Genomic DNA, 25,606 nt, shown 5'->3' with positions numbered 1-25,606 from the left:
TTTCATTTATGCAAAAGTAATAATTATCATTTTGGTTGATTTAATAACGGAGCGGCTTTTTGCAATGACTGATTTCCGACCAGCGATTTCATCTGAATAATTGCAACCCGGTTGAGCGCTATCACCCGCTCTGTGGCCAGCTTGCTCTGGCCAATCGGCATGGCATTAATACTTTCCAGGTTGGAGAGCACAACGAGCTGTTCCAGCGTCGCCGAATCGCGCAGATTACCTCGCGCCGGATTGATTTTAGCCCAATCTCGCGCAGTGATACCGAACAATGCCAGATTCAGAATATCAGCTTCTTCCGCATAAATCTTGCTTATTGCAATAGGATCAAGCTCTTTGGGGATCAGATTCTCTTTGACGGCATCTGTGTGAATGGTGTAATTGATTTTCGCAAGGCTCCGCCGCAAGTTCCAGTCGAGCTCCAGTCGTTTGTTTTCCTCTTCTTTAAGTCGTTGAAATTCTTTAATCAGGTAAAGCTTGAAGGATGCTGAGATCCAGGACGCAAATTCGAAGGCAATGTCCCGGTGTGCGAATGTACCGCCGTTGTATCGACCCGGCTTAGAGACCAGCCCTATCGAATTGGTCTTCTCGATCCACTGTTTGGCGCTCAAAACAAATCCGTTAGCCCCAGCCGTATTTTTAATGTTACCGAATTCAGTAACATTAAAATCGGGATTGTACAGCTGCTCCCATAACCCGATGAACTCGACGGTAAACCTCGTACTGAGCCAGTGCGAGATCACAAGCCCCGTCGCCGCATTTTTCTGTCGTGCGATGTCCGTCAGGGAAATAAAATCCCCGTTCTCCTTGCCCAGCACGCTAATCTCCTGATCACTAACAATAAGTCTTTGATTTTTCATTTTGAAGAATGTTTTGCGTTAACATTCCTCTTGGTACGTACTCTTCCTAAAAAGGTAACAGCTTGTAGTAGTATTAAATCCTCATTAAACTTCCTTTTTTCGAGACTTTTGCCGCTTGCATTTTCCTCAGGAATTGTAACTTAGACCCACTTTAAACTATCAATCACATAAATACGGTCAACTATGAAAAACCTGAAAGCTTGGATGTTGCTGGCGTTGATGGCGGTGGCGACGCCGATTTTTGCGCAAACGACGGCAGAAAAACAGAAGACAGAAGCGAAACTGAAAAAGGATGGTACGCCCGACAAACGTTATAAGGAAAACAAACACCTCAAAAAAGACGGTACACCCGACAAACGTTATAAAACAAGCAAAGCAGATACCACCAAGGCAGCGAAGAAAAAGTAACAAGCTGAGAACATAAGCCCGAATATTTTTTGGGGAAAATTTAGGGTAAGCGCCCGGCCGGTTGTCAATTCATTGTACAACCCGAGTCGGGCGCTTATTTTTTACATAAACCAGTCGATGCAATGAATGCAGCCTTCGCGGATGACCACGTAACGGTTTTGAGCAGGGACAGGGAATCGGAGTTCGAGAAAGTTTTCAAAAAGCATTTCAAAGGACTGCACGCCTATGCCTGCACCATTTTGAAGGACGATATCATGGCCGAGGAGATGGTCCAGAATGTGTTTTGCAGGTTGTGGGAGAAAACAGACCATATCGATATCCGCGAGTCGGTCAGCGGATACCTCTACCGGTCGGTATACCACGAAAGTTTGAATTATCTCAAACACCTGAAAGTGCGTGAGGCCCACCGCGATTATACGATGCATCAGGAGCAGCAGACTGCCAGCGCTTCCCATGCCCTCGAACTGTCGGAGCTCGAAACGCGCCTGGACATTGCATTGCGGGAGCTGCCCGAGAAATGCCGGACGATTTTCCAGATGAGCCGGTTCGAAGAATTGAAATACCAGGAAATCGCAGACCGACTTCAAATGCCCGTCAAAACGGTCGAGAACCAAATGGGCAAAGCATTGCGGCTATTGCGGGGCAAACTGGCCGATTTTCTTCCGGCTTCCTTTTTACTTTTTTTCCTCAGCTGATCAGTCATGAAAACAGAACACAACCCGAACATAGATGAATTGCTGGTGAAGTCGATGCTAGACGAGGCCAGCGTTGCGGAGCAGATCGAGATCAAACAATGGCTGCTCGACGATGATGATAACCAGCGGTATTTCGAGCATTTCGAACTCATCTGGACGGAGAGCAAACGCCTCGCGCGCAGGAGTACCGTGGACGAAAATGCGGCCTGGGAACGGTTCAAAGCCCGTACGGTCAAACAGCGGGAAACAGAGGTAATACCGATGTACCCCAAACCGGTATTCCGGGTCTTGCGGATGGTGGCGATGGTGCTCATGACAGCCGGCGTAGGCTGGCTGAGCTATCTCCTTGCGACGCGTAGTTCTTCCCATGAAATGCTGACGATCAGTTCCGGGATGCAGACGCTCACCGACACACTGCCGGATGGTTCGATCGTAACCCTGAACCGAAAATCGAGCATTAGCTACCCGCAGGAATTTGCAGGAACAACTCGCCCGGTAACACTTACAGGAGAAGCATTTTTTGACGTAAAACCTGATAAATCGAAGCCGTTTCTGATTTCAGTCAATGATGTGACGGTGAAAGTGGTGGGTACTTCTTTTAATGTGAAGGATAATGCCGAGAAAACGGAGGTGATCGTGGAGACGGGCGTTGTCGAGGTTTCGAGGGACACGCAGCGGGTACGCATTACACCCCGCGAGGAAGCGACGATCGTGAAGGCTAATGCTGAGATGCGCAAAGGTATTGCCGCGGACCAATTCCATAATTACTACCGAACCCGCAGGCTGTTTTGCGACGGTACACCCCTCTGGCGACTGGTTGAAATCCTGAATGAAGCCTACGATGCGGACATCGTGATCGGCAACCAGCGATTGAAGAACCTGCCGATCAATACTACTTTTGACCAGCATTCACTTGAAAGTATCCTCGGTGTCGTCAGCGAAACCCTTTCACTCAAAGTTGAACACCATGGCGACCAGATCATTTTGAAATAGCCTTATCTTTCGGGATGAATCAGAATTCTATATTACGAAGTATTTTAAGGCTGGCTGTGATATTGGTAGTGGTCCCGAGCGGATGTTTTGCGCAGCAAATTTTGAATAAACCGGTTGATATCTCTGTAAAGGGGCAGCCGGTTTCTGCTGTTTTGAAATCCATAAGCGAGCAAGGGAAATTCTATTTTTCCTACAATAGTAACCTGATCGCGGGCGACAGCCTTGTTACATTAAATGCCGCCCGGGAACCTGTACGGCAAGTGCTCGACCAACTTTTTCAAAACAGATTTCAGTACAAGGAAAAAGGCGATTACCTGATCATCCTGCCGGTGCCCAGGGAAAAATCCTTTCATATCAGCGGGCTCATTCTGGACGATGAAACCGGGAAGCCGGTCGATTACGCGAGCGTCTACTCGCGGCAACTGCTTGTGTCGACGCTTTCGGAAGATGACGGCGGTTTCAGGCTGCGTATTAAAGAACGGTCCTTTCCCATTTATCTGACCGTCAGTAAGGTAGGTTACGGCGATACGACCATGGTCATCAACAGCACCGACGAATCGGCGCGGACAATGCGTATCCAGCAAAAGGCCGTGGACCTCGACCCGCTTATCGTTCGTTATTCCGAAGGCGAATCTACCTGGCTGGGGCGCCTTTTCCTTTCTCAGCGCCTCCGCGCGCAGAGCCGTAATATCGGCCAGTTTTTTGTCGCATTGCCCTACCAGGCATCGCTTACGCCCGGGCTGGGCACGCACGGGCGTATGAGTGCGCAGGTGGTCAACAAGTTTTCGCTAAATGTCGCGGGTGGCTATACGGCGGGGGTAAATGGGGTCGAGATTGCGGGTGGATTTAATATTTCAAAAGAGAACGTGCGCTATGTGCAGCTTGCGGGAGCATTCAATGTGGTATCGGGGCATGTCAATGGTGTGCAGATAGCCGGTTTTAGCAATAATGTGCTGGATTCGCTGAATGGCGTGCAAATCTCCGGTTTTAGCGGGATGGTGCGAAAACGCGTCGACGGTGTGCAGATAAGCGGTTTTTTGAGCAGGGCCGGAGGCGGGATTGCAGGAGCACAGGTTTCAGGGACTATCAGCCTGATCCGCAACGGAGGCCACGGCGCGCAGATATCCGGTGGCTACAACCAGGTACGCGGTATTTTTGAGGGAGTACAAATTGCCGGTGCAGCCAACAACGCGCGCGATTCGGTCCGTGCGACGCAGATTTCCGGCGGGCTCAACATGGCCAGGAATATCAGGGGAGTGCAGCTTGCGCCATTCAATTATGCCAAAATAATGCGGGGCGTACAAATAGGCATTGTCAATATCGCCGACAGCTCTTCCGGCGCAAGTATCGGCCTTGTCAATATCGTCAGGAAAAGTACTTCCAATATTTCGGTGTATGCGACCGACGTGGCGCCGTTTAATGTGGCCTGGAAAATGGGGACGCACCGTTTTTACAGCCTGCTGATGGCCGGTACGGGTTTGAACGGCGATAAAAAAATACGAACCTTCGGTGCCGGTTTCGGTCGTGAGTTTTTTCCTTTCAAAAAGGCAGGTTTCTTCGTAGAGATACTCAATCAGAATCTTTATCTGGGGAATTGGGAGACCATGCCGTCGTTGTACCGCTTGCAGATTGCTGCTACTTACAAGTTCAATAAACATTTCATGCTTTTCGGCGGGCCTTCCTACTCGATTTATGACCATGACGGTGTTGAAACCGGAAGAGGTTACAAGCAATTTCCACCATCGGGCTACCCGAAAATCGATCTGGGTAGCAACAAAGTTTCGTCCTGGATCGGCTTTCAGGCGGGCATCAGCTGGCGATACGGTAAGCTGTAAATGCGCCGAGTGCGGGGAATGAGAAAGGCCCGGAACATAGGTTCCGGGCCTTTCTGTGTTCGTTTTGCGATTTGGTTAATCGATACCTACACCGGCGCTGGCGTAGCCTGTCACGGTGTTAATCAGGCCAATTCCTGTTGCTGTCGTGGAGTAAACCAACAATAATCTCGAACCCGCAAGTACCGGGATACTAAGCCCGGTAGTAGTTCCGGTAGCAGTGGTTCCGATCGACGCAATACCGGTAAGGCCCGGTGCGAGGGTCACAACTGCTCCCGGCACAGGCAAAAACACATTACTTCCTGCGGGGGCGGCATACAACTCCGCCTGGATGGTCAGCGTGGAACCTATAAGTGCCAGAGCTACGGTATTACTAAAGAAGCCCGAGATAGACGTGATGGTTCCGTTACGTGGTACCGAATACGCAAAGTTGGTAAGCGCTGTCGCGTCGATTGTGCCTCCAATCAGCGATATGCCTGTTGCAGACGTTCCGAAACCAAGTACCGAGGTTGTACCAACCAGACCTCCCAGAATGGTGGTCATCACGATCGGTGCACCGGATGCGTAAGGAATGATCGCACCTCCGCCAGACGAGGCTGCGGATTTCAAAGGCTGCCAGATAACCCCGTCAAAATAATAGAAGCCAGGTGCTGCTCCGTCTGTTTGATACACTAATAGACCCGTGGCTGGGGTTGGGATAAGTATACGGAAGGCTTCGGGCATTCTGGGAATCAATAAACCTTTGAGCGGGGCTTGAATTTCAAGTTGTGCGCTGGGATGAGGACTGATGGTTCCAATACCTACCTGTGCTTGAACAGTGAATGCAAACAGGGCCAGGAGGCAACTTAGCAGGCCTCTTTTGATGCTTTGGAAAGAGATAGGGACTAAATATATGTTTTTCATAAGGATGCGAGGTTTACTGTTTAATGATTTTTACAACCTGAACTTTACCGTCCGCCGTTTCAACCTTCACGAAATAGGTACCGGCCGGATAGTTTTTCATGCTGAACTCCTGCCCGGGCTTAGGCTTCGATAGTTCCAGGAACGAACGGCCCGCCAGATCGGTCACTTTCACGCTCGCGAGCGCTTCTTTGGAACCAATACGAAGTTTGTCCACCACAGGATTGGGATAAGCACTGATCAGCCCGGAAGAACCCAGCCGGATGGACTCGATTTTGCTGAAAGCAAAGCTGCCGTCAGCATCCACCATTTTCAGCCGGTAATACTGCGTTCCGTACCGCTCCGCGATATCCGGGAAGGAGTAATCTTTCTGCTGCGAGCTCTCGTTCGCCGCGTTGACAGTACCCAATGCATTCCATTTTCGTAAATCTTCGCTTTGCTGGACTTCGAAATGATCGCTGTTTTTTTCCTCCGAAGTTTGCCAGTAAAGCACTGTCGCATTCTCCACACGTTTTACCTTGAAGTCTACCAGGTTTACCGGTAATGCACCTTCCTGCGCGGCGGTGAGTGATGTAAAATTGGTGAGCGGCAGGGTGTTGGAAATGTAGTGCTGAATTACGTTGACGGTGCTTCCGGTGGTCGAAACGAAATTTGCATTGCCGTGGTTGACCTGCAATGTGCTCTCGGTGTTACCATTGAGCTCCGAAGCCCGGTAGAAGAAGCCTGCCACGCCTGTGAAATTAACAGGTGTGGTAAGGTTGTAAACTCTCGCGATGCTGGGCGGGGCTCCGGGAATGGGTGTCGGCGTGATCGTGAGTGTTTGCGACACAAGCGAAAAGTCGACGCTCGGGTTTAGCGTAAGGCTGTCGATAAAGACCTGAGTATTCTGTCCAATAAAGAAACCATCGGCTCCTACTGTAAACTGAGCTTGTGCGGCCAGAGTTGGAAGTAATGCCAACTGACAAAAAAGCAGATAACGTTTAGTCATAGAGATTGGGGTTGAGTGTGAGAAATGTGACAATTTGGCTAAATGTATATAAATATTTAAAGAGTTACGGGTATTTCATTAAAATTATTTCTATAAATCTGTCTAGATGGCGAATGTAGTTTGTAGAGGTATGTTGATATGTCGAAACGGCGCTATGGGTGTTTATTTTTTTGGCAAAAAATTAGGGTAAGCAGCATTCTGGTTGTCGGTTAGATGCATACGGATTGAACCGGTCGAATTGAAGGCCTGCAGGGAAGCCGGGAGCGTGTGCAATTCAACTTCCAATTCTTTTAAATGCATTACCCATGAAAAATTTGCGCTTTATTCCATCCAGACTAGCCATCCTCAGCATACTGTTACTAGCCCTTTCGTTCCGTTCTGTCGCCCAGCAGGGTGCCGCCCAGCGCGATACAGCTCCGGCGCATATTGGTTTTATCTACCCGATAAGTTCTAATGGTAAACAGGCCGCTTCAATTACCAACCGGTTTTCCCTTCACGTAATTGCCGGACTTTCAAAGGGAGAGACGGGCGTTGCTCTGGCGGGTGTCGCCAACGTAGTAAAGGAAAATGCCCACGGTGTACACATGGCCGGCGTAGCGAATGTAATCGGCAACGATGCCGGTGGGGCGCAGCTGGCTGGGCTGGCCAACGTAACAGGCAACAACGCGGACGGTGCGCAACTGGCGGGCTTTGCGAATATTGTAGGGCATGAGGCCAAAGGCGCGCAGGTGGCAGGATTTATGAACCTGGCCGAAAACGCAGGTGCGGTCCAGCTTGCCGGCTTTACCAACATTGCCCGTAAAAACGTGAAAGGAGCCCAGGTGGCCGGGTTTCTGAACAAAGCCGGCGATGTAAATGTCCAGATCGGCGGTTTTGCCAACGTAGCGAAAAAGGTGAGGGGAGTCCAGCTCGCAGGGCTCATCAACATTGCCGATAGCAGCGATTACCCGATCGCAATCTTCAACTTTATCAAAAACGGGGAAAAATCGGTTGCCGTCACGATCGACGAAACGATGACCGGCATTGTTTCCTTCCGCTCGGGAGGGCGTGTGCTTTACGGGATCGCAGGCATAGGATACAATTTCAGGAACAATGCCAAAGCGATGTACGCTGCCGAAGGGGGCCTGGGCGCACACATCCGGTTGGGCGGTCCCTTACGCATTAACCTGGAAGCCATAAGCCATACGCTTACCGACTTTGACGGAGGGCATTACAACAAGAATTCACTACGCATCCTGCCTGCATTGAAGTTAGGTAACGGCTTCGAAGCATTCGCAGGACCGACGCTCAATTATGTATCCTACGAGCGCGAGAATGACTATGATTTTATCAAAAAGTATATCTGGAAAAACAACAGTTCCAAAGATTTTCAGGGGCTTTTCGTAGGGGTTAACGCAGGCGTGCAGTTCTTGTTCTGATGCGAGCGCTGCGGTTCAGGCTGGCCCTATGGGGCTGGCGTTCCCTTTCGGACCTGATTTTCCTGGTACTGTTCAAACTATGGCCCTATCGCCGCCATATGGTGCTGCTGAATATGGCCCGCTGCTTCCCGACACGCTCCGAAAAGGAGATCCGCCAAATGGTCACAGCCTATTTCCGCCACCTGGCCGACCTGATCGTCGAGCCGTTCATAATCAGCGGAATAACACGGGGGAGCCTCGGGAAACTGGTCAACTTCGAGAACACCGCATTGATCGACCGGCTTTTGCAAGAAAATAAACACATTGTACTCATGGCGTCGCATTACGGAAGCTGGGAATACCTGCTTTCGCTTCCCCTTCAAACCGAGAGCCAGATACTGGCCGCTTATTCACCGGTATCGAATAGATGGTTGAATAGCTGGTTGTTGAAATTGAGAGGCCGTTTCGGAGTAGTGCTGATCCCCAAATCGGAATGGTACCGCCGGACATTGGGCTGGAATACCGATTCTTCGGCCATTTTCGTCACCATTGCCGATCAACGGCCCCCGGAGTCGGGCAAATATTATCTCAATTTCATGAACCGGAAAACCTTCGTGCAGTCGGGTGCGGCGCGCATTGCCGTCCAGCGAAATTGTCCGGTCGTGTACCTCGATGTGACCAAAAAGGAACGGAACTCATACGATTTTAGATTCCGGCTCATTACCTCACAGGCGCGGGAGCTCGGCGAAGCGGGGATTATGGAACATTATTATAAGGCCCTGGAAAACACGATAGAACGGCAGCCGGAGCTCTGGCTGTGGTCGCATAACCGCTGGAAGTTCCACTCGCGGGACGGCCAAAAGCCGGTCAATGCCCTGAAATTGTTGTAATATTCAGCAAAGGGTAGGTCTTTTCCCCAAACCGCGATCTTTAAATGGTTTTTGTAAATAATTGAAGATGAGTGTTTTGGGTAAGGTTGGTTTTGCCGGGAACCATAATTTTACGGCGGCGCGGTCAAACCAATTATTTACTAAAACAAAGCATTATGAGAAAATTAGCATTCATGGGTGTGTTTGTGATCGCCGGGATGGTGGCTGCATGTAATGACGACGACGAGACAGCAGACCCAACTCCCGTATTGCCCGAACTGAAAGTGTCCACAACGCTTTCCGGAGCAAACGAAGTACCCGCTAATCCATCAACAGCTACTGGTTCAGTAGATGGTACATTAGACCAGGAGTCGAGGATTTTGAGTCTCAACATCGTTTACAGCGACTCGGCGGCGTCAGATTCGGCGTCGACAGACTCTTTGTTCTTACCAACGGGCTGGCACATCCACAAGGGGTCGCCCGATTCGACAGGTGCAGTGGTAATCGACTTCGGCACCGATTTCAAAACACCCTTCGCATTTAAAGACACCCTTACCGAGGCACAAGTGGCCGATCTGAAGGCAGGTTTGTATTATGTAAACATTCATACAGCCAAGTATCCGACCGGTGAGATCAGAGGACAGTTGAAAGCTGAGGAATAACCTACTGATTTGGCACTTACGAAGTGCAAAAAACAAGAGCGGCTCCGGGAGGATGCCGCTCTTGTTTTTTATATAAGAAGCAGTGATGGCCGTTTAAAACAGGTCTTTGGCTTTTTCCAGCGCAGTATCCAGTCCGCTTGCATCGGAACCACCCGCTGTGGCAAAGAAAGGCTGCCCGCCACCGCCGCCGCGGATATCTTTCGCCAGGTCTTTCACGATCTTGCCGGCATTCAGTCCGGTTTCCTGAACGATATTCTCGGCAATGAACACCGAAAGTTGTGGCTTACCGCCGATTTCAGCGCCAAATACGGCGATCAGGTTCTCGACCTGGTCGCGAAGCTCGTAGGAGAGCTGTTTCAAAGAATCGGCACTCGGCACGTCCACTTTCTGCACGATCAGATTGAATGTGCTGTGGGTTTCCATATTCTCCATCAATATCGTTTTCAATGCCTGGATCTTCTCGTTTTCGAGTGCTGCAATCTTCTTCTGCAATGCCGAACGTTCTTCGATCAGGCCTTCAACGGCTTTGATCAGGTCGGTCGGGCTTTTGAGCAGGTCTTTAATTTTATTTAAAGTCTCTTCCTGCTGGCGCATCAGTTCGAGGGCTTTTTCACCTGTCACAGCTTCAACACGACGAACGCCGGCTGACACCGAGCCTTCGGAAATAAACTTGAACACGCCGATCTCCCCCGTTGAAGGTACGTGCGTACCCCCGCAAAGCTCAAAAGAGAATTGAGGATCGAAGATAATCAGACGGACAAAATCACCATATTTCTCACCAAATGTAGCCGTAGCACCTGCATCCAGCGCCTGCTGAATGGGTACGTTTCTTCTTTCGTCGAGTGCGATATTTTCGCGGATCTTTTCGTTCACGCGGTCTTCGATCTTCCGCAGTTCCTCGTCGGTCACTTTCGAGAAATGGGCAAAGTCGAAACGCAGTACTTCGTCGTTCAGAAAAGAACCTTTCTGGCTCACGTGCGTGCCCAGCACCTCGCGCATAGACGAGAGCATCAGGTGCGTAGCCGTGTGGTTCGATTTGATTTTATTGCGCCGGTCGATATCAATTTTGGCAGTAATAATGCCTGCTCCGGACAATGCCTCGTCCAAATCCTTATCACGGGAAACATGTACAAAAAGGTCATTTTCCTTCTTAGTATCAACAATCGCAATCCTCCTTCCTCCTTCCTCCTTTTTCTCCCCATTTAAAAGAAGTTCGCCAGTGTCCCCGACTTGTCCGCCCATTTCGGCATAGAAAGGCGTACGGTCGAGTACGATGTGGTATTCTTCGCCAGTTTTGGTTTTCACCTTGCGGTATTTGACAATGTGGCTGTGTGTTTCTTCAAAATCATAGCCCAGGAATTCAACGCCGTCGTACTCGCGAAGCTCGATCCAGTCGGTAGCCTCTTTGGCAGCGTCCTGGCGCGAGCGTTTTTTCTGCTCGGCCAATGCATCCTGGTAACCGGTTTCATCGATCTGGAAGTTTTTCTCGCGGGCGATCAGCGCGGTAAGGTCCACCGGGAAACCAAAAGTGTCGCTCAGTTCGAATACCTCATCCCCAGGGATGGTATTGATACCTTTCTCTTTTAAGCCGGAAGTAATGCTGTCCAATCTTTTCAAACCCGATTCGAGTGTGCGGAGGAAGCTCTTTTCTTCTTCCAGGATCACGCGGGTCACAAATTCTTCCTGATCTCTCAGTTCGGTAAACACATCCTTAAACTGCTCGGCCAATACCGGCACCAGCTTGTGGAAGAATGGCTCCTGAAAGCCCAGGTAGGAATATCCGTAACGCACAGCGCGGCGGAGAATGCGACGGATCACATAGCCGGCCTTTACGTTCGAAGGCAGCTGACCATCGGTGATCGCGAACGAAACCGCGCGGATGTGGTCGGAGATCACACGCATGGCGATGTCGGCGAACGGCTCGTCGTTCTGTCCGTATTTTTTGCCCGAAAGCGTTTCCAGCACCTGAATTGTGTTTTGGAAAACGTCGGTATCGTAGTTCGATGTTTTTTGCTGGATAGCCATGCAAAGGCGCTCGAAACCCATTCCGGTATCGACGTGCGTCGATGGGAGCGGGATCAGTGAACCATCGGCCTTGCGCTCGAACTGCATGAATACCAGGTTCCATATTTCCACCACTTGCGGGTGGTCGTTGTTCACGAGCGATTTACCCGAAACTGCTGCCACTTCCGCAGGTGTGCGGAGGTCGACGTGTATTTCGGAACAAGGGCCACAAGGGCCTGTATCGCCCATTTCCCAGAAGTTGTCTTTTTTGTTTCCGAGGATAATGCGGTCTTCGCCAACGATGCCCTTCCATAGATCCCACGCCTCCTGGTCGAACGGCACACCATCGGCCTCATTTCCTTCAAATACCGACACATACAGTCTGTCTTTCGGCAGTTTGTAAACGTCTGTCAGCAACTCCCAAGCCCAGGCGATCGCCTCTTTTTTGAAGTAATCACCAAACGACCAGTTGCCGAGCATTTCGAACATCGTGTGGTGATAGGTATCAAAACCCACATCTTCCAGGTCGTTGTGCTTTCCTGAAACGCGCAGACATTTCTGGGTATCCGCGATCCGGCGCGATGGCGGCGTGCCGTTCCCGAGGAAAAAGTCCTTGAACTGCGCCATCCCCGAGTTGTTGAACATCAGCGTGGGGTCGTTCTTGGCTACCAGCGGGGCCGAGGGTACTATTAAATGTTCTTTGCTGCGGAAAAAATCAAGAAAAGCCTGACGTATTTGATGCGAGGTCATTGTGTCTGTTTTGGTACTTATATCATCATGAAATTTGCCGCAAAGGTACACAGTTGCTTTGAAATTAAGTTACTACGCCTGTGCATATTCCAAATTTCGGGATACCCCATAGTACAGGATGGCTATTTTTGAAATAATTCCTTCGATGCCGGCAAAGTGAGTATAAACCCGCAAACGCCTCCTTTTTTACACATAAAGCTTAACAAACATATAATACCGGAGATGGTCAGAATCCCGGTTTAAATGTGAAGAGCCCTAAAATTCAATCTACTAATATCGATGAAACCGTTTTCAGAGTTATCGGCTGAGGAGTTGGCAATGGAAAACCTCTTCATAAGATGGGTCCGGTTTCCTGATGATCCGCCTATCCGCTCTTTTTGGGAAAACTGGATCCTTAAATATCCCGCTCGGAAGGACACCGTCGCCAAAGCGCGTGAACTGGTGCTGATCGCCTCTGACTGGAAGCCCGACAACCTTTCCAGTCAGGAAGTGAACTCTATCTGGGGCCGCATTATGAGCTCGCTGGATATAATGGGCGACCGCGATTCGAGAAAAAATGCCCTGGATCAGCCGGCTAGCAGACTTTCGGCAGGCAATATAGTCCTGATCCTGATGTCGGTTACATTTCTGCTATTTATCTTTTACTTTATATTGGGCAACCATTGAGCCCACTGCCCCGCCGCTGATTTTATTATTTCGTGAAAAATATTGACTTTTTAAGGGTGATCGGCATATTCTGCGTCACCTAAAAATCATTGTGCGGTGACATACTGCCAATGGCTTTTCCCGGACCGAAATTAGCCAATCTCAGCGAACATGGAAGCTATTGACCTGACGAACAACCAGAAACCGCAAGGGACAGGACCGGCCGTGCCTGGGTCGGCCTCACCACTCTGGAACATGCTGCGAGCGGGAAGCGGCGAAGCTTTTGAACAGATATTCCGGCATTACTATCCCTCGCTGCTCAATTACGGCCTGCGCTTCAATAAGGATCAGGAGGAGGTTAAGGACTGCATTCAGATCCTGTTCATGAATATCTGGGAGCGAAAAGCATTCCTGGGCAGTTCAGATTCCATCCGGAATTACCTGCTCGCTTCGCTCCGCAGGCTGGTCCTTAAAAGGGCGAAAGCAAGCCTGTTAACGATCGCATTGGACGACGACGATTCGCTGTTCCATGTCGAACTATCCACGGAAACGAAGATGATCCATGATCAGACGCTGAAAGAAAATGTGATTTCGCTTCAAAGAGCCATTCAAAATCTCCCCGCCCGCCAGAAAGAGGCATTGTATCTCAGATTCTACAACGATCAGTCGTTTGGCGAGATCGCCCTGATCATGAATATCTCTACACGGGCCGTTTATAAGCTTATTTACAAAGCGTTGGACGCACTCAATGAAGAACTCGCGCCGCAAGGAAAGGATGTGCGGTTCGTACTCGGTGTTTACCTGTCGCTCTTGGCCTCCGGTGGGACGATGGTAGAGGGTGTAGAAGTTATTAATGATTTGATCCGGGGCTGATTAGAAGGTATTTGAAATAAATGTAAAAATTTTTATAAAAAAATTGACTGGTCGAGGGTCACTTGGTATTTGTTCTGGCTTTATCAAAGTAAAGAATAAATATTATCCTATTGGAAGCGCATAAATACGACCGGTTCGGCTACAAGGATTTCGTTCTCGACGACGATTTCCGTGCGTGGCTCAACGGCACCGCCCCCGAAAATGATCATTTGTGGGAAAAATGGCTCCTCGCCAACCCGTCCCACCGCCCCGAAATCGAAAAAGCCCGGAAGATCGTCTATGCCCTGCATTTCCAGGGGAGACCGGTGCCCAGCTATGACATCGAACAACAATGGAAACGGTTGGAATCGTCCATTGCTGCGCCTGACGTCAGGAGCCCTTCCGTTGACCAGCCCCGGCGCATTGCGCTTCGTAGGGTGTTCAGGTTGCTGGCCGCAGCCTGTGTGCTCGTGGGCGCTTTTTTCCTGGTAAATCGCTACCTGGCCTATCACCATGCCCCGGCTTCGGCTTTTGTACCAGTGGAGCACAAGGCGGCGAACGGGCAGCAGCGGAAACTCGTGCTCCCTGACGGCACCCGCGTAACGCTCAATGCCGGGTCGTCGATTTCTTATCCCGAAGAATTTGAAGAAAAAATCCGGAAAGTAAGCCTGTCCGGCGAGGCGTTTTTCGACGTAACCAGAAACGAAAAAGCCCCGTTCGTGATCACTACCGGTGAAGTGGTGACGAAGGTACTGGGCACCTCGTTCAACATCCGCGCCTATCCCGAAAACAAGGCGGTACAAGTGGCGGTGGTGGAGGGGAAAGTAAAGGTGAACGCCAAAATAGGCTCGGAAGACCAGAATGCGTGTGTTTTCCTGAGCAAAAGCGAAATGGCAACCTTTCAGAAGGAGGCCGGCGAGCTCATTGTGAGTATCTACGACGAAAAGGAGCAGATTGGCTGGAAGGACGGTATGCTTTACTTCCAGAAATCAGATTTTCATTCAACCATCCTCAAACTGGAACGCTGGTATGGTGTGAAATTCGAGGTCGCGCCGGGCGTACGCATGGATACCGACTGGCGGTTCAGCGGCAAGTTCCAGGACAAGCCGCTGGATTATATTCTCGGCGTAATGAGCTACCCCAACCGGTTTTCATACAAAGTCAACAACAGCATTGTAAACCTTCAATAACCAAAGCAGCCTATGCAGTCTGACACCAGCTAAAAAAGAACCGGTAACCATCGCTGATTACCGGTCCGTGTGACTTTCCCGTGCTAAGAGTTGGCGCTCAATCAGGTAACGGAGAAAGCCACGTGTAATGAACGTGAAATTCAAAACGATCAAAAATATGCAATATAAACTACTACGACAAATTGTAGCGATGTCTAGGTATGCGCTTATCGGGACGGTTTTGCAATGCATTTTTGCTGGTTTGCTATCGGCTTCCGACGGCAAAGCCCAGGAACAGAGCATTGAGAAAATCTACATTTCCATCGATCTGCACAACGTGCCGCTGGAAGATGCCTTTGTGGTGATCAACGACAAAACCAATTTTAATTTCCAGTACGATCACAAACTCGTGCGGGATAAGACCGTGGACCTCAGCTTCCCGCAGGCAAGCGTGGGCAAATTGCTCAGGCACATTTCGCGGGAAACAAGCCTCAGTTTCAGCAGAGTCAACGAAACCATTTACGTTTCCAATGCCAAAAAGCATGCTGTCACCGAGGTACTGAACGGCACTTCGGTATTTAAGGCATCGGCTACCGGCAAACCGGAAGCATTCACCGGATCGGCGGAGGCTTATCATGCCCGGCGCCTGCGCGAGGTAATGGAAAATGCGATCGCTTCGCTTACGGTGACGGTAACCGGGGTGATCAAAGATGAAAACGGCAATGGCCTGCCGGGGGTGAACGTAGTCGAGAAAGGAACACTTAACGGGCTCTCGACCGATACCGACGGTAAATACAAAATTACGGTTACCAATAATGCTTCGGTACTGGTATTCAGTTATATAGGATATATTTCTCAGGAAATACAAGTGGTAGGCCGCCGGTCATTGGACGTAAAGCTGATACCCGAAAACAAAGCGTTGGAAGAGGTAGTGGTGGTAGGCTACGGCACCCAGCGGAAGGAGAGCGTAGTCGGCGCCATTTCGCAGGTCGACAATAAGGCGCTCATGCGCTCGGGTACGTCCAACGTCACCAATGCGCTCGCGGGCAAGCTCTCGGGCGTGCTCACAATGCAGCAAAGCGGCGAGCCGGGCAGCGATCATTCGGAGATCGTCATACGCGGGCTTTCGAGCTGGAATGGTTCGCAGCCGCTGGTAATGGTCGACGGCGTGGAGCGCGATTTCCGCGATATGGACCCGAATGAAATCGCGACGATATCGGTATTGAAAGATGCATCTGCCACGGCGGTTTTTGGTGCAAAAGGAGCGAATGGGGTGATTATCGTCACGACCAAACGCGGCGCGATCGGTAAACCAAAGCTTGACTTCACGGCCTCCTACGGTCTGGCGAAGGCCACGCGCATTCCGGATCACATTAGCTCCTACCAAACGATGTCGATGTACAACCAGGCACTGATGAATGGCCAGCAGTTTACCGACCTTATCCCGCAATACGCGCTGAATGAATACAGGAGCCCGTCCACGCCGCTGAACAGTCTGCGTTACCCGGATGTAAACTGGTTCGATCTGATGACCAAACCGTTCGCTTCCAATGCCAATGCTAATTTCAACGTATCGGGCGGGACGAATTTCATCAAGTATTTTACGTCGCTGGGCTATTCCTACCAGGGCGATTTTTTCAAAGCTTACCACGAAGGCTACGACGACACCCGCTATTGGTACAACCGGTTCAACTACCGTACCAATATCGATTTTAACCTCACCCGCTCTACGACGTTGTCGTTGAACGTAGGCGGCGAGACCGGTATCAAAAACCAGCCCAGCGGCAGTCCCTGGCGCAATCTTTATTCGACGGGGCCGTCGCGCTACCCGGCCTATTTCCCGGCCTGGGTGCTCGCACAGGTGCCAGATCCCGATTATCCCAACGCCCAGGGCGACCGCCTGGCGATGAACTTCGGTGAGTTTACAGGTAACCCTTACACCTCCATGAACCAGGGTTCCTTCGATCGTTATCTGGATTCGAAGCTCTTTACCGACCTGATCCTCGATCAGAAACTGGATTTTGTAACGCAGGGATTGGCCATGAAAGGAAAGGTTTCGCTGAGTACGTATTATAAAAACCAGTCGCTGACGGGCCGGTACACGTTTCCTGAATATCAGTTGAATTATGATAAAATAGGAACCGAGGAAAATCCGTGGTTCAGGGCAGGGCAGGGGAATGAGGTATTCGAGCAAGCGCCGTTGGATATCAACGTCGGTGCACTGGAAGGGGGCTATTATAAAGACTTATATTATGAATTGTCGGCGAGCTATAACCGTTCGTTCGGAAAACACAACATCTCCGGGCTGGTGCTGGTGAACCGCCAGCAACGCGACAGGGAAGTCAGTTTTCCCTATTTCAACCAGGGGTTGGTGAGCCGGGGTACTTACGATTATTCGGGGAAATATCTGCTTGAAGTGAATGTAGGATACACGGGTTCGGAACGGTTCGCGCCGGGCAAAAGGTATGGCTTCTTTCCGTCGGGGGCCATTGGCTGGGTCGTATCGGAGGAGAAATTTTTTAAAGACCGCCTTCCCTGGATCAGCAAGTTGAAACTGCGGTACTCGGATGGCAAGGTGGGAAGCGATATCGCTACGAACCGGTGGCTGTACCTGAGCGACTATTTTAAAGATAATTCCGGATACATTCACGAGGATCTCGGCCCGAACCTCGTGTCACAGTGGGAAGAAGCACGGAAACGGGACTTTGGTATTGAACTCGGCTTTTGGAATGACACTTTCACATTCGGTGTCGATCTTTTCGACGAAAACCGTAAGAAAATGCTGCTCGACCCGCGAAGCGTGACGATGGTTGTAGGTAATTCATTTAAGGAGCTCAACCTTGGTCGCCTTAAAAAGCATGGTATCGAGCTGGAAGCGGAGTATCGCAACAACACTGCGTCGGGTCTCAACTATTTTGTAAAAGGGCTGTTCGGGTTCAATGAAAACCGTATTCTTTTCAAAGATGACCTGCCTTACGCTTCCGATTATCAGAAATCGGCCGGCAAGCCATTGGGCGCACAGCTGAGCGGAGTGGAATTGACGGGGAGCGGATATTACACCTCGGTAGACGACATTCATAACAATGTCGCGGCCATCGACCTGCAAAAACTGAATGTAGGCGATTACAAATTCCTGGACTTCAACGGTGACGGAAAGGTGACCAACCTCGACAAATACCCGATTCCCGGCTCGGATTACCCGCCCATTACCTATTCATTTTCAGCCGGTTTCTCCTGGAAAAAGTTCGATTTCAACCTCATGTTCCAGGGCAATATGGGCAAATATGTGGAATTCAACCAGCCCTATGAAGTGGAATTCATCAAGGGTGACTGGCGGGTCCATGCATCGCAGCTCGACTACTGGACACCGACCAATCCGGGTGCGAACCATGCTACTTTGCATTACTCCGGCGGCGGCAGTACCGACAATCTTTTCTGGGGCGGAGGCGAGGCCGACAGAGGGTTTGATATCATGATCGAAAACCGGTTCTGGCGCAAGTCCAATTATTTGAGATTGAGGGAAGTATATGCGTCGTATACATTCAATTCCAAATTTCTGCGGCGTGTGATCGGCACCTCCAACCTGGTGTTCTTCGTGACCGGCAATAACCTCTGGACCTTTACAAAACTCATTGAGGGCGACCCGGAAAGGAAAGATTTCAACCAGGGATTCTATCCCCAAATGACCAGTGTAAAGTTTGCCATCAGGGCTGCATTCTAACCCAAACCAACAGACGATGAAAAGATTAATTACGATACTCTGTGTACCGGTGCTGTTCATTTTGCTTTTGGCTTCGTGCGTGGAAGATTATCTCGACAAGGCGCCGGAGTCGGGGCTGACGGATGCGGATGTTTTTTCGAAATACGAGAACTTCAAAAATTTTTTCGATGGCATTTACGAAGGGAACAAGCTGGACGGTACCAACTGGCGCCCTTACAATATTAAAACGGGCTATTCGCTCTACTTCGATTTCTGGGACCAGAAATATACGATGGAGTCGCTCACGGATATGAGCGATATGGGGCGGGTGATGGATGCACAGGTGATTAAAAGTGGTCAGATTTCGGCCATTATTAATAAAATGACCTATGATCCGGCCCGTCGGCCTATTTTGGGTGCCATGTTTTCTATCATTCGGAAATGTAATATGACCCTGAAAAACATCGGGATGCTCAAAGATGCCAGTCCGGTGGATATCAACGATTTCAAAGGACAGGCGCATTTCATCCGTGCTTTCGCGCATTTCGAACTGTTCAGGCTGTGGGGCCCCATGCCTTATATCAACAAAGTGCTTGGCCAGGGCGATGAATGGGACATTCCAAGGCTTTCGAAGCGCGAAACGCTGATCCGGATCGCTATGGATATGGACTCCGCCGCCGCCTATTTCGACAAGGCCGACCTCATGCGCCGTGACCCCGGGCCGGGTGTGACAGGGCACCTCAATAACCCCGAGCAAAAGCGCCCTACCGGCGTTGCTGCGAAGGCGTTCAAGGCGCGGGCATTGCTGTATGCTGCCAGCCCGCTAAACAACGAGCAAGGTAATACCGACTGGGAAGCGGCCGCAAAAGCCAATTGGGAAGCCATTCAGATTGCTGAAAAATATGGCTACGATTTACTTTCACTGGCCGACTACAAGAAGAATTACATCGGTACAACCTATTCGAATGAACAACTCTGGGCCTGGTATGCGGGCACAAAGGTCTATAACAACGGCGATCTGAATGGTCAGATGAATGGCGTTTTCGGTGGGGGTAAAACAGGCTGGTCGGGTGAATGTCCCACGCAGAATACCGTGGACAAATTTGAAACCAAATGGGGCGAACCTTTAAATACACCTGCCGATCGCCAGGCCGCTGCTGCGGCAGGCCATTACAGTGAGCAAGATCCTTACAAAGACCGTGACCCGCGCTTTTATATTGATATTATTTACAACAGCGCGCCGGTGCCGGGTTACGGCAATGCCAAAATTTACTACGAAACCAAAGACGGCGTCGCCACGTACGGGCAGCTTCTGGACCAGTCGTATGCGGGTATTACGCGCACCGGCTACTACGAACGTAAAACCTGGGGTGAGCAGAGTGTCAATAACAAAACCTCCCCCCAATACACCGATCCACTGATCCGGCTGGGGGAACTGTACCTGAACTACGCCGAGGCCGCCAACGAAGCATATGGCCCGAACGGTATGGCTCCGGGCGCGTCCATGACTGCCTTGCAGGCGCTAAACCGCATACGTACGCGTGCGGGCATGCCCAATGTGATGCAGGCGTACGCGGGCTCGAAGGACAAGCTCCGCGAACGAATCAAGAATGAGCGCACCATCGAGTTGTGCTTCGAGGGCGGGCATTATTACCACGATATCCGCCGCTGGAAAGATGCCCCGAAAGTAATGGGCGGCACGCTTTACCGTATGGATGTAGAAAAAGTGCCGGTGAGCACCGCCTACCCGACGGGCTTCAAGTATACGCGCATGCCACTCTCGGCCGATCGCCAGACACGCTGGAAAGAAGCCATGTACTATCTGCCGTTCAATACCGAGGATATGTACAAAATGAAAAATTTCGTCCCTAACGAAGTCTGGTGACCGTAACGCTCAAACGAATGATGAACAAAATTATCCATTATATAGGGCAGGCGATTATCGGAGTGATAATGCTTTGCCTGCTGTGGGGCGGTGACACACTGGCCCAGGACAAACCGGCCACAAAGCCGAAACCGGTGAATGTGAGCCTGAAAGTGACCGACGAAAACGGCAACCCGATCCCCAACGCCTCGGTGATTGTAGGTGAGGGGCAGATCCACGCAGAGACCAATGCAACCGGTGATTTCGATTTTGAAGCGCTGCCGGGAGACTTCGTGACGGTTTCGTCGTATGGTTACAGTAAATCGGTATCGCTGGTGGGCGATATCGTAACCAATAGCGTGGTGGAACTGAAAAAAGCGAAGCTCTTTGCCACGTCCGACGATGCCGTTCCCTTGCCGTTTATGAGTTTGCCAAAGCGGCTGGCGACAGGCAGCTATGTGACTTTGAAAACCGCCGATCTTGAAAAATACCCCACCAACGACCTCCGTAATGCATTTGCCGGGCTCGTTAACGGTCTGGAAGTAGTGGAACATGATGGTTCCCCGGGCCTTACCGCAGAAGAGGAACTGGGGAATTTCAGAATAACCGAAAAGATCGGTATAGCCACACGCGGGCGCAATCCTATCTTTATTATCGACGATATTCCGACCGACATCACGGAAATGCCGATAGACCCGCAGGAAATCGAGTCGGTGACGATCATTAAAGATATTGTGGGTAAAGCGATGCTCGGGCCGAGAGGAGCGGATGGCATTATTTACATTAAAACAAAAAGAGGGAAGGTCCACGAACGGGTAATGAGCGTGAATGCCGAGCAAGGTGTAAGCGTGGTCGACAGGTTCCCGGGCTGGGCGTCGGGCAGGGAATATGCCCAGCTCAATAACGTCGCGCGAACGAACAGCGCCCTGTCGCCCCTTTACAACGAAAACGACATTGCCGAATACGGAAAGAACGACCCGTATAATCTCTATCGCTCGAGCGTGGATTTCCGGCGGATGATGCTGAAAAATTCCAAACCTTTCACACGGGTAAACCTGTCGTCGACGGGCGGGAACGAAACGGTGCAATACAATGCCTACCTGGGCTACAACGGGGAAGGGGACATTTACAATATCGGGGCGAAATCGGATTACAACCGGGTTAATGTGCGGTCGAACATCGATATCAGGATCAACCCGCTCATTAAAGTGAAGTTCGACTTTTTCGGTGGGCTTACCTTGCGCCGGTCGCCAAACTATGGTTACAATTCCAACTTCTCCAGTGATGATGGTAACACAAACACCGCATTGGATCTCGTGGAATTCAGTAGCGTTATCAACGACATTACCAATACACCGCCGATTGCATTTCCGGTGTATGCGGCTTTCGGCGACAATGCGGTGGCGCCATGGTACGGGGTAAGTTCCAATTACAAGACCAATCCGATCGGTAACCTCATGCACAATGGCTATTACACCGAAACGGGGCGGACGGGCGCTTCCAATCTGACTTTTGACTATGACCTGAAAGAGCTGGTACCGGGGCTGAAATCGACCACCTATGCAGGGTTTAACCTTTTCAATAGCCTGCGGATCGGTAAGGCCGAGGATTACATTGCCTACATTGCGACCCCGGGGAAAACCGATGGGGGCCAGGACACGATCAGGCTTTCCAAAGTACACGACGGCGTGGATATGGCCGGGCAGGCGAAGCTGCATGATTACTATTCGCAGCGATTCGTGATCTATGAAAGCCTCAGCTACGAAAAAAGCTGGAATGTCCACAGCATCCAGGCGGGCCTTACTTATTATATAGGCAAATCGTCACGGAACGGGATCGAAGAGCCACAGCGGCAGCAGAATGCGGTTTTTAACGGCGTGTATTCGCTAAAAGACCGCTATGTGTTCCAGGGCGTGCTCAACTATGCGGGTACTTACAGTTTCGACAAAGGCAAGCGCTATGCGCTCTTTCCGGCCGCCGGGTTTAGCTGGGTGATTTCAGAAGAAGGTTTTTTCTCTGGATTGAAGGGAATTGATTACCTGAAAATCAGGGCCGAAGCGGGTATGCTGGGCTATGAGAGCTTCCTTCCGCCTTTCTATTACCTCGATCGCTGGGCCGTGAATTCGACGGGTTCGGCATTCGGCCCGTATTCGACCGGACAATGGTTTGGCAGTAATACCGACAACTCGGTTTACCGCACCACGCCCGGGCGCATCGGTAATCCGGACCTGACCTGGGAGAAACGCAAAGAGTTCAATATCGGGATCGACGGATTGTTCCTCAAACGCAGGTTGTCCGTTGAGATAAACTATTTCAATAACCTGCGCGACGGCATCGTCTCGCAGCTAGCGAACACGCTGCCGTTGGTAATAGGCGTGTCGACTGCACGTCCATGGTATAACTATAACAAAATCAGGTATGTGGGGGTTGAGACTGCATTGCAATTTACCGAGCGTTTGGGCGATGTCCGATTTTCTATCGGCGGTAATGCCACCGTGCAGACCAGCAAAATCCTCAAATGGGACGAATCCAATTACCGCTTTGGCTACCAATCCCGCGTTGGAAGGCCTACGGATGCTTTCTGGGGACAGACCTACCTCGGCAAATTTGCTACGGATGCCGAAACCGGTGTCGTCCCGCAGGTATACGACGATGAGCTGAAAGCCGGCGACCTCAAATACCTGGACCGGAACGGCGACGGCATCGTCGACGACAACGACCAGAGCCAGATCGGGTACGGGTCTCCGCGTTTGATTTACGCATTGAACCTGAAACTCGCATTCCGCAACCTCGAACTGACCGCCATCGGAAACGGCCGTGCATTTTACCAGATACCTTTCACCAACAAGTATTTCTGGAATGGCTGGGGTGATAACAATTATTCTGATTTCGTGAAGGAAAACGTCGGAGGGCAATATCCGCGGCTGACCTACTACAAAGTAAACAACAATTTCGTGGCGTCGGATTTCTGGCTCCGCGATGGTGGGTTTTTCAAGATTCAGAATGTGGAGCTGGCTTATAATGTGCCGGTGCGTGTGGGTAACATCATCGCCGCGCGCGGTATCCGTGTGTATGTGCGCGGGGCCAACGTGCTCACTTTCTCGAAGATCAAAAACGTCGATCCCGAGTCGGTCAATTCGGGGATTACCAGCTATCCGCTGTTCCGTACTTTTTCCGGAGGGGTTAAACTGACATTTTAAAGCCAGAGCTATGCATTTGAAATCATTTTATATCAAAAACATCCTGTCGCTGGCGCTTGCCGCATTTGCATTGGCCTCCTGCGTCGATTACCTCGAACCTTACCCGAACGGTAACAGGACCACCGACGACATCTGGAAATACCAGGACATGGTGCAGGGCCTCGTGGGGCAATGCTACGACGTGATGCCCCGTAATTACAACGACAACGAGGGTGTGTACCTCGACGGCGCTACCGACGACGTGGTCATTACCAGCACTACGCACGCATTGACGCGCCTTGCCCTGGGCTCATTGCCCACCAGCCAGGACCCTTTCCGTACCTATTGGGACCGAAACTACCGGTCGATATACCTCGTAAACCTGTTTTTGAAAGACCGCCGCGGTTACAACACCCGTTTCCTGGTGGATAAACACCTGGATAGTCTGGTCAAAAACCGTTTGCAGGGCGAAGCTTATGCGCTGCGGGCGTGGTTCCAATGGGATTTGCTGCAAAAATTCGGCGGAATGGCCGGCGGACAGCTGCTTGGCTTTCCGATCGTGCTGGAGCCACTCGATGTGAAAGCGGAAACAAATCTCAAACGGAACACCTACAACGAATGCGTGAAACAGATCGTCGCCGATTGTGACTCGGCTTATAAATACCTGCCTGTCGCGCACCGCGATTTTCTCGTCAAGAACGTCAACGATCGGGCATATGCCGGCGGTCGGTACTGGGGACGCATGGATGGCATCACCACCAGGGCAATCAAAGCGTTGGTGTACCTCACCTGGGCCAGCCCGCGCTTCAATCCATCGAACGATGTGAGCCGCTGGGACCTCGCTGCACAGAATGCGAAGGAGGTGATCGATTTTAAAATGAAGACCGATGCCGTTACCAATGGTTTCAATGTGAAGAAGGCCGTCAACTGGTTCGATCCCAACTTTCCGGGCATTGTCTGGTCGTCGCGCTACAACAATGCGAACGACGCGATGGAGCGGATGTTCTATCCGGGCGGCTTTCAGGGAACCGGCTCGGTAGGGGCTACGCAGGACCTGGTGGATGCGTTCCCTATGAAGAATGGTTATCCTATTACCGACCCGCGCAGCAAGTACGACCCGGCCAACCCTTATGCCGACCGCGATCCTCGCTTTTATGCGACGATCTTCCATAATAATGCGAAGGCCATGAAAATCAACAGCGACAAGACGATGTATACCTTCGAAAACTGGCAGAATGCAAAGGATGCCGCCGGGCCCGCGGTGAACAGCCGTACCAATTATCACATCAAGAAAATGGTGTTTATGGGACTCAACTGGTCGGACAACTCCATTAACCGTCAGCCGCACTCGAAATTCTTTATACGATGGGAGCAAATGCTGCTTACGTTCGCGGAGGCTGCCAACCAGGTGGAGGGCCCCGATGGAGGTAAATATGGTATGTCGGCCAAAGAGGCGATGGAATATCTTCGTAAAAAGGAAAATACGGACGGCGGAAAAGGCTTTGACACAGACCCATATTTCACCGAGGTGGCCGGCAAGGGAAAGGCAGCCTTTAACGAATTTATCAAAAATGAAAGAAGGCTCGAAATGTGCTTCGAAGGCCAGCGCTTCTTCGATCTGCGACGCTGGACTACCAACCTCGCCGACCTGAACAAGCCGGTAAGAATGGCGAAAATTACCCGTAATGCAGACGGTAGTTTTCAATACGAGCTCGACAAAGTAGTGGAATCGCGGTCGTACGCCTCGCCATTTCTGCCGATTCCCTACGACGAAATGCTGAGAATGTCTAATCTGGTACAGAACGATGGCTGGGAAGCCTGGAAATAAACATG

At 50.8% G+C, this 25,606-nt stretch carries 18 protein-coding genes; 14 read left to right on the top strand and 4 right to left on the bottom strand.

The genetic code is table 11. The annotated features are described in order from the left end of the window. Positions 1 to 26: 26 nt before the first annotated feature. Positions 27 to 866: a KilA-N domain-containing protein gene (locus IEY24_RS12970; RefSeq protein ID WP_188932678.1), complete on the bottom strand. Its 840-nt coding sequence runs from the start codon at positions 864 to 866 to the stop codon at positions 27 to 29. Positions 867 to 1,049: 183 nt separating this feature from the next. Between IEY24_RS12970 and IEY24_RS12965 the strand changes: the two genes are divergently transcribed. From IEY24_RS12965 to IEY24_RS12950, 4 genes are all read left to right on the top strand, one after another. Continuing rightward, positions 1,050 to 1,274 carry a hypothetical protein gene (locus tag IEY24_RS12965; protein WP_188932676.1) on the top strand — a complete coding sequence of 75 codons (225 nt, stop codon included), beginning with the start codon at positions 1,050 to 1,052 and terminating at the stop codon, positions 1,272 to 1,274. A gap of 122 nt (positions 1,275 to 1,396) precedes the next feature. After that, positions 1,397 to 1,969 (top strand): RNA polymerase sigma-70 factor, encoded by a 573-nt coding sequence (locus IEY24_RS12960; protein ID WP_188932674.1) that lies wholly within the window; start codon positions 1,397 to 1,399, stop codon positions 1,967 to 1,969. 6 nt (positions 1,970 to 1,975) lie between these two features. Continuing rightward, entirely contained in the window at positions 1,976 to 2,962 is a 987-nt protein-coding gene (locus IEY24_RS12955; RefSeq protein WP_188932673.1) for a FecR family protein, read from the top strand. A 101-nt stretch (positions 2,963 to 3,063) separates the two neighbouring features. Then, complete coding sequence (locus IEY24_RS12950; RefSeq protein WP_229222221.1) at positions 3,064 to 4,797, top strand: STN and carboxypeptidase regulatory-like domain-containing protein; 1,734 nt, start codon at positions 3,064 to 3,066, stop codon at positions 4,795 to 4,797. 75 nt (positions 4,798 to 4,872) lie between these two features. Here the strand turns inward: IEY24_RS12950 and IEY24_RS33010 are convergent, their stop codons facing one another. Both IEY24_RS33010 and IEY24_RS12940 read right to left on the bottom strand, forming a co-directional pair. After that, positions 4,873 to 5,697, bottom strand: a complete 825-nt coding sequence (locus IEY24_RS33010; RefSeq protein ID WP_188932672.1) for an exosporium glycoprotein BclB-related protein — start codon at positions 5,695 to 5,697, stop codon at positions 4,873 to 4,875. Positions 5,698 to 5,710: 13 nt separating this feature from the next. After that, the gene (locus tag IEY24_RS12940) at positions 5,711 to 6,682 is read right to left on the bottom strand and encodes a T9SS type A sorting domain-containing protein (protein WP_188932671.1); all 972 of its coding nucleotides are present in this window, start codon (positions 6,680 to 6,682) and stop codon (positions 5,711 to 5,713) included. Between the two features lie 305 nt (positions 6,683 to 6,987). On the opposite strand from IEY24_RS12940, the gene IEY24_RS12935 reads away from it, so the two are divergent. The 3 genes from IEY24_RS12935 to IEY24_RS12925 all read left to right on the top strand — a co-directional run bounded on the left by IEY24_RS12935 (position 6,988) and on the right by IEY24_RS12925 (position 9,610). Continuing rightward, positions 6,988 to 8,100, top strand: coding sequence for a hypothetical protein (locus IEY24_RS12935; RefSeq protein ID WP_188932669.1), 1,113 nt, complete (start codon positions 6,988 to 6,990; stop codon positions 8,098 to 8,100). Further along, the gene (locus IEY24_RS12930) at positions 8,100 to 8,969 is read left to right on the top strand and encodes a lysophospholipid acyltransferase family protein (protein ID WP_188932668.1); all 870 of its coding nucleotides are present in this window, start codon (positions 8,100 to 8,102) and stop codon (positions 8,967 to 8,969) included. Before IEY24_RS12935 ends, IEY24_RS12930 begins: the two co-directional genes overlap by 1 nt. A 155-nt stretch (positions 8,970 to 9,124) precedes the next feature. Beyond that, positions 9,125 to 9,610, top strand: coding sequence for a CHRD domain-containing protein (locus tag IEY24_RS12925; RefSeq protein WP_188932666.1), 486 nt, complete (start codon positions 9,125 to 9,127; stop codon positions 9,608 to 9,610). Between the two features lie 93 nt (positions 9,611 to 9,703). On the opposite strand, the gene alaS is transcribed toward IEY24_RS12925, so the two are convergent. Beyond that, entirely contained in the window at positions 9,704 to 12,364 is a 2,661-nt protein-coding gene (alaS, locus tag IEY24_RS12920) for an alanine--tRNA ligase (RefSeq protein WP_188932664.1), read from the bottom strand. A 279-nt stretch (positions 12,365 to 12,643) separates the two neighbouring features. On the opposite strand from alaS, the gene IEY24_RS12915 reads away from it, so the two are divergent. The 7 genes from IEY24_RS12915 to IEY24_RS12885 all read left to right on the top strand — a co-directional run bounded on the left by IEY24_RS12915 (position 12,644) and on the right by IEY24_RS12885 (position 25,601). Further along, positions 12,644 to 13,030, top strand: coding sequence for a hypothetical protein (locus tag IEY24_RS12915; protein ID WP_188932662.1), 387 nt, complete (start codon positions 12,644 to 12,646; stop codon positions 13,028 to 13,030). Positions 13,031 to 13,180: 150 nt separating this feature from the next. Beyond that, positions 13,181 to 13,882 (top strand): RNA polymerase sigma factor, encoded by a 702-nt coding sequence (locus IEY24_RS12910; protein WP_188932660.1) that lies wholly within the window; start codon positions 13,181 to 13,183, stop codon positions 13,880 to 13,882. A gap of 110 nt (positions 13,883 to 13,992) precedes the next feature. After that, the gene (locus tag IEY24_RS12905) at positions 13,993 to 15,051 is read left to right on the top strand and encodes a FecR family protein (RefSeq protein ID WP_188932658.1); all 1,059 of its coding nucleotides are present in this window, start codon (positions 13,993 to 13,995) and stop codon (positions 15,049 to 15,051) included. Positions 15,052 to 15,208: 157 nt separating this feature from the next. Next, entirely contained in the window at positions 15,209 to 18,751 is a 3,543-nt protein-coding gene (locus IEY24_RS12900; RefSeq protein WP_229222211.1) for a SusC/RagA family TonB-linked outer membrane protein, read from the top strand. Positions 18,752 to 18,767: 16 nt separating this feature from the next. Then, on the top strand, positions 18,768 to 20,615 hold the full coding sequence (locus IEY24_RS12895; protein WP_188932656.1) for a RagB/SusD family nutrient uptake outer membrane protein: 1,848 nt from the start codon (positions 18,768 to 18,770) through the stop codon (positions 20,613 to 20,615). A gap of 17 nt (positions 20,616 to 20,632) precedes the next feature. Then, entirely contained in the window at positions 20,633 to 23,794 is a 3,162-nt protein-coding gene (locus IEY24_RS12890) for a SusC/RagA family TonB-linked outer membrane protein (protein ID WP_229222209.1), read from the top strand. A gap of 10 nt (positions 23,795 to 23,804) precedes the next feature. Continuing rightward, positions 23,805 to 25,601, top strand: coding sequence for a RagB/SusD family nutrient uptake outer membrane protein (locus IEY24_RS12885; protein ID WP_188932654.1), 1,797 nt, complete (start codon positions 23,805 to 23,807; stop codon positions 25,599 to 25,601). The last annotated feature ends 5 nt before the right edge of the window (positions 25,602 to 25,606 follow it).

The organism is Dyadobacter endophyticus (assembly GCF_014641595.1).
Lineage (GTDB): Bacteria > Bacteroidota > Bacteroidia > Cytophagales > Spirosomataceae > Dyadobacter > Dyadobacter endophyticus.
This window is presented reverse-complemented; position numbering and strand designations above follow the sequence as displayed.

Bases quoted from the DNA above. Each gene is read 5' to 3' on its own strand.
- IEY24_RS12885 (WP_188932654.1), top strand. From the start codon at position 23,805: ATGCATTTGAAATCATTTTATATCAAAAACATCCTGTCGCTGGCGCTT.
- IEY24_RS12970 (WP_188932678.1), bottom strand. From the start codon at position 866: ATGAAAAATCAAAGACTTATTGTTAGTGATCAGGAGATTAGCGTGCTG.
- IEY24_RS12925 (WP_188932666.1), top strand. From the start codon at position 9,125: ATGAGAAAATTAGCATTCATGGGTGTGTTTGTGATCGCCGGGATGGTG.
- IEY24_RS12915 (WP_188932662.1), top strand. From the start codon at position 12,644: ATGAAACCGTTTTCAGAGTTATCGGCTGAGGAGTTGGCAATGGAAAAC.
- IEY24_RS12960 (WP_188932674.1), top strand. From the start codon at position 1,397: ATGAATGCAGCCTTCGCGGATGACCACGTAACGGTTTTGAGCAGGGAC.
- alaS (WP_188932664.1), bottom strand. From the start codon at position 12,364: ATGACCTCGCATCAAATACGTCAGGCTTTTCTTGATTTTTTCCGCAGC.
- IEY24_RS12900 (WP_229222211.1), top strand. From the start codon at position 15,209: ATGCAATATAAACTACTACGACAAATTGTAGCGATGTCTAGGTATGCG.
- IEY24_RS12930 (WP_188932668.1), top strand. From the start codon at position 8,100: ATGCGAGCGCTGCGGTTCAGGCTGGCCCTATGGGGCTGGCGTTCCCTT.
- IEY24_RS12955 (WP_188932673.1), top strand. From the start codon at position 1,976: ATGAAAACAGAACACAACCCGAACATAGATGAATTGCTGGTGAAGTCG.
- IEY24_RS33010 (WP_188932672.1), bottom strand. From the start codon at position 5,697: ATGAAAAACATATATTTAGTCCCTATCTCTTTCCAAAGCATCAAAAGA.
- IEY24_RS12940 (WP_188932671.1), bottom strand. From the start codon at position 6,682: ATGACTAAACGTTATCTGCTTTTTTGTCAGTTGGCATTACTTCCAACT.
- IEY24_RS12895 (WP_188932656.1), top strand. From the start codon at position 18,768: ATGAAAAGATTAATTACGATACTCTGTGTACCGGTGCTGTTCATTTTG.
- IEY24_RS12910 (WP_188932660.1), top strand. From the start codon at position 13,181: ATGGAAGCTATTGACCTGACGAACAACCAGAAACCGCAAGGGACAGGA.
- IEY24_RS12965 (WP_188932676.1), top strand. From the start codon at position 1,050: ATGAAAAACCTGAAAGCTTGGATGTTGCTGGCGTTGATGGCGGTGGCG.
- IEY24_RS12890 (WP_229222209.1), top strand. From the start codon at position 20,633: ATGATGAACAAAATTATCCATTATATAGGGCAGGCGATTATCGGAGTG.
- IEY24_RS12935 (WP_188932669.1), top strand. From the start codon at position 6,988: ATGAAAAATTTGCGCTTTATTCCATCCAGACTAGCCATCCTCAGCATA.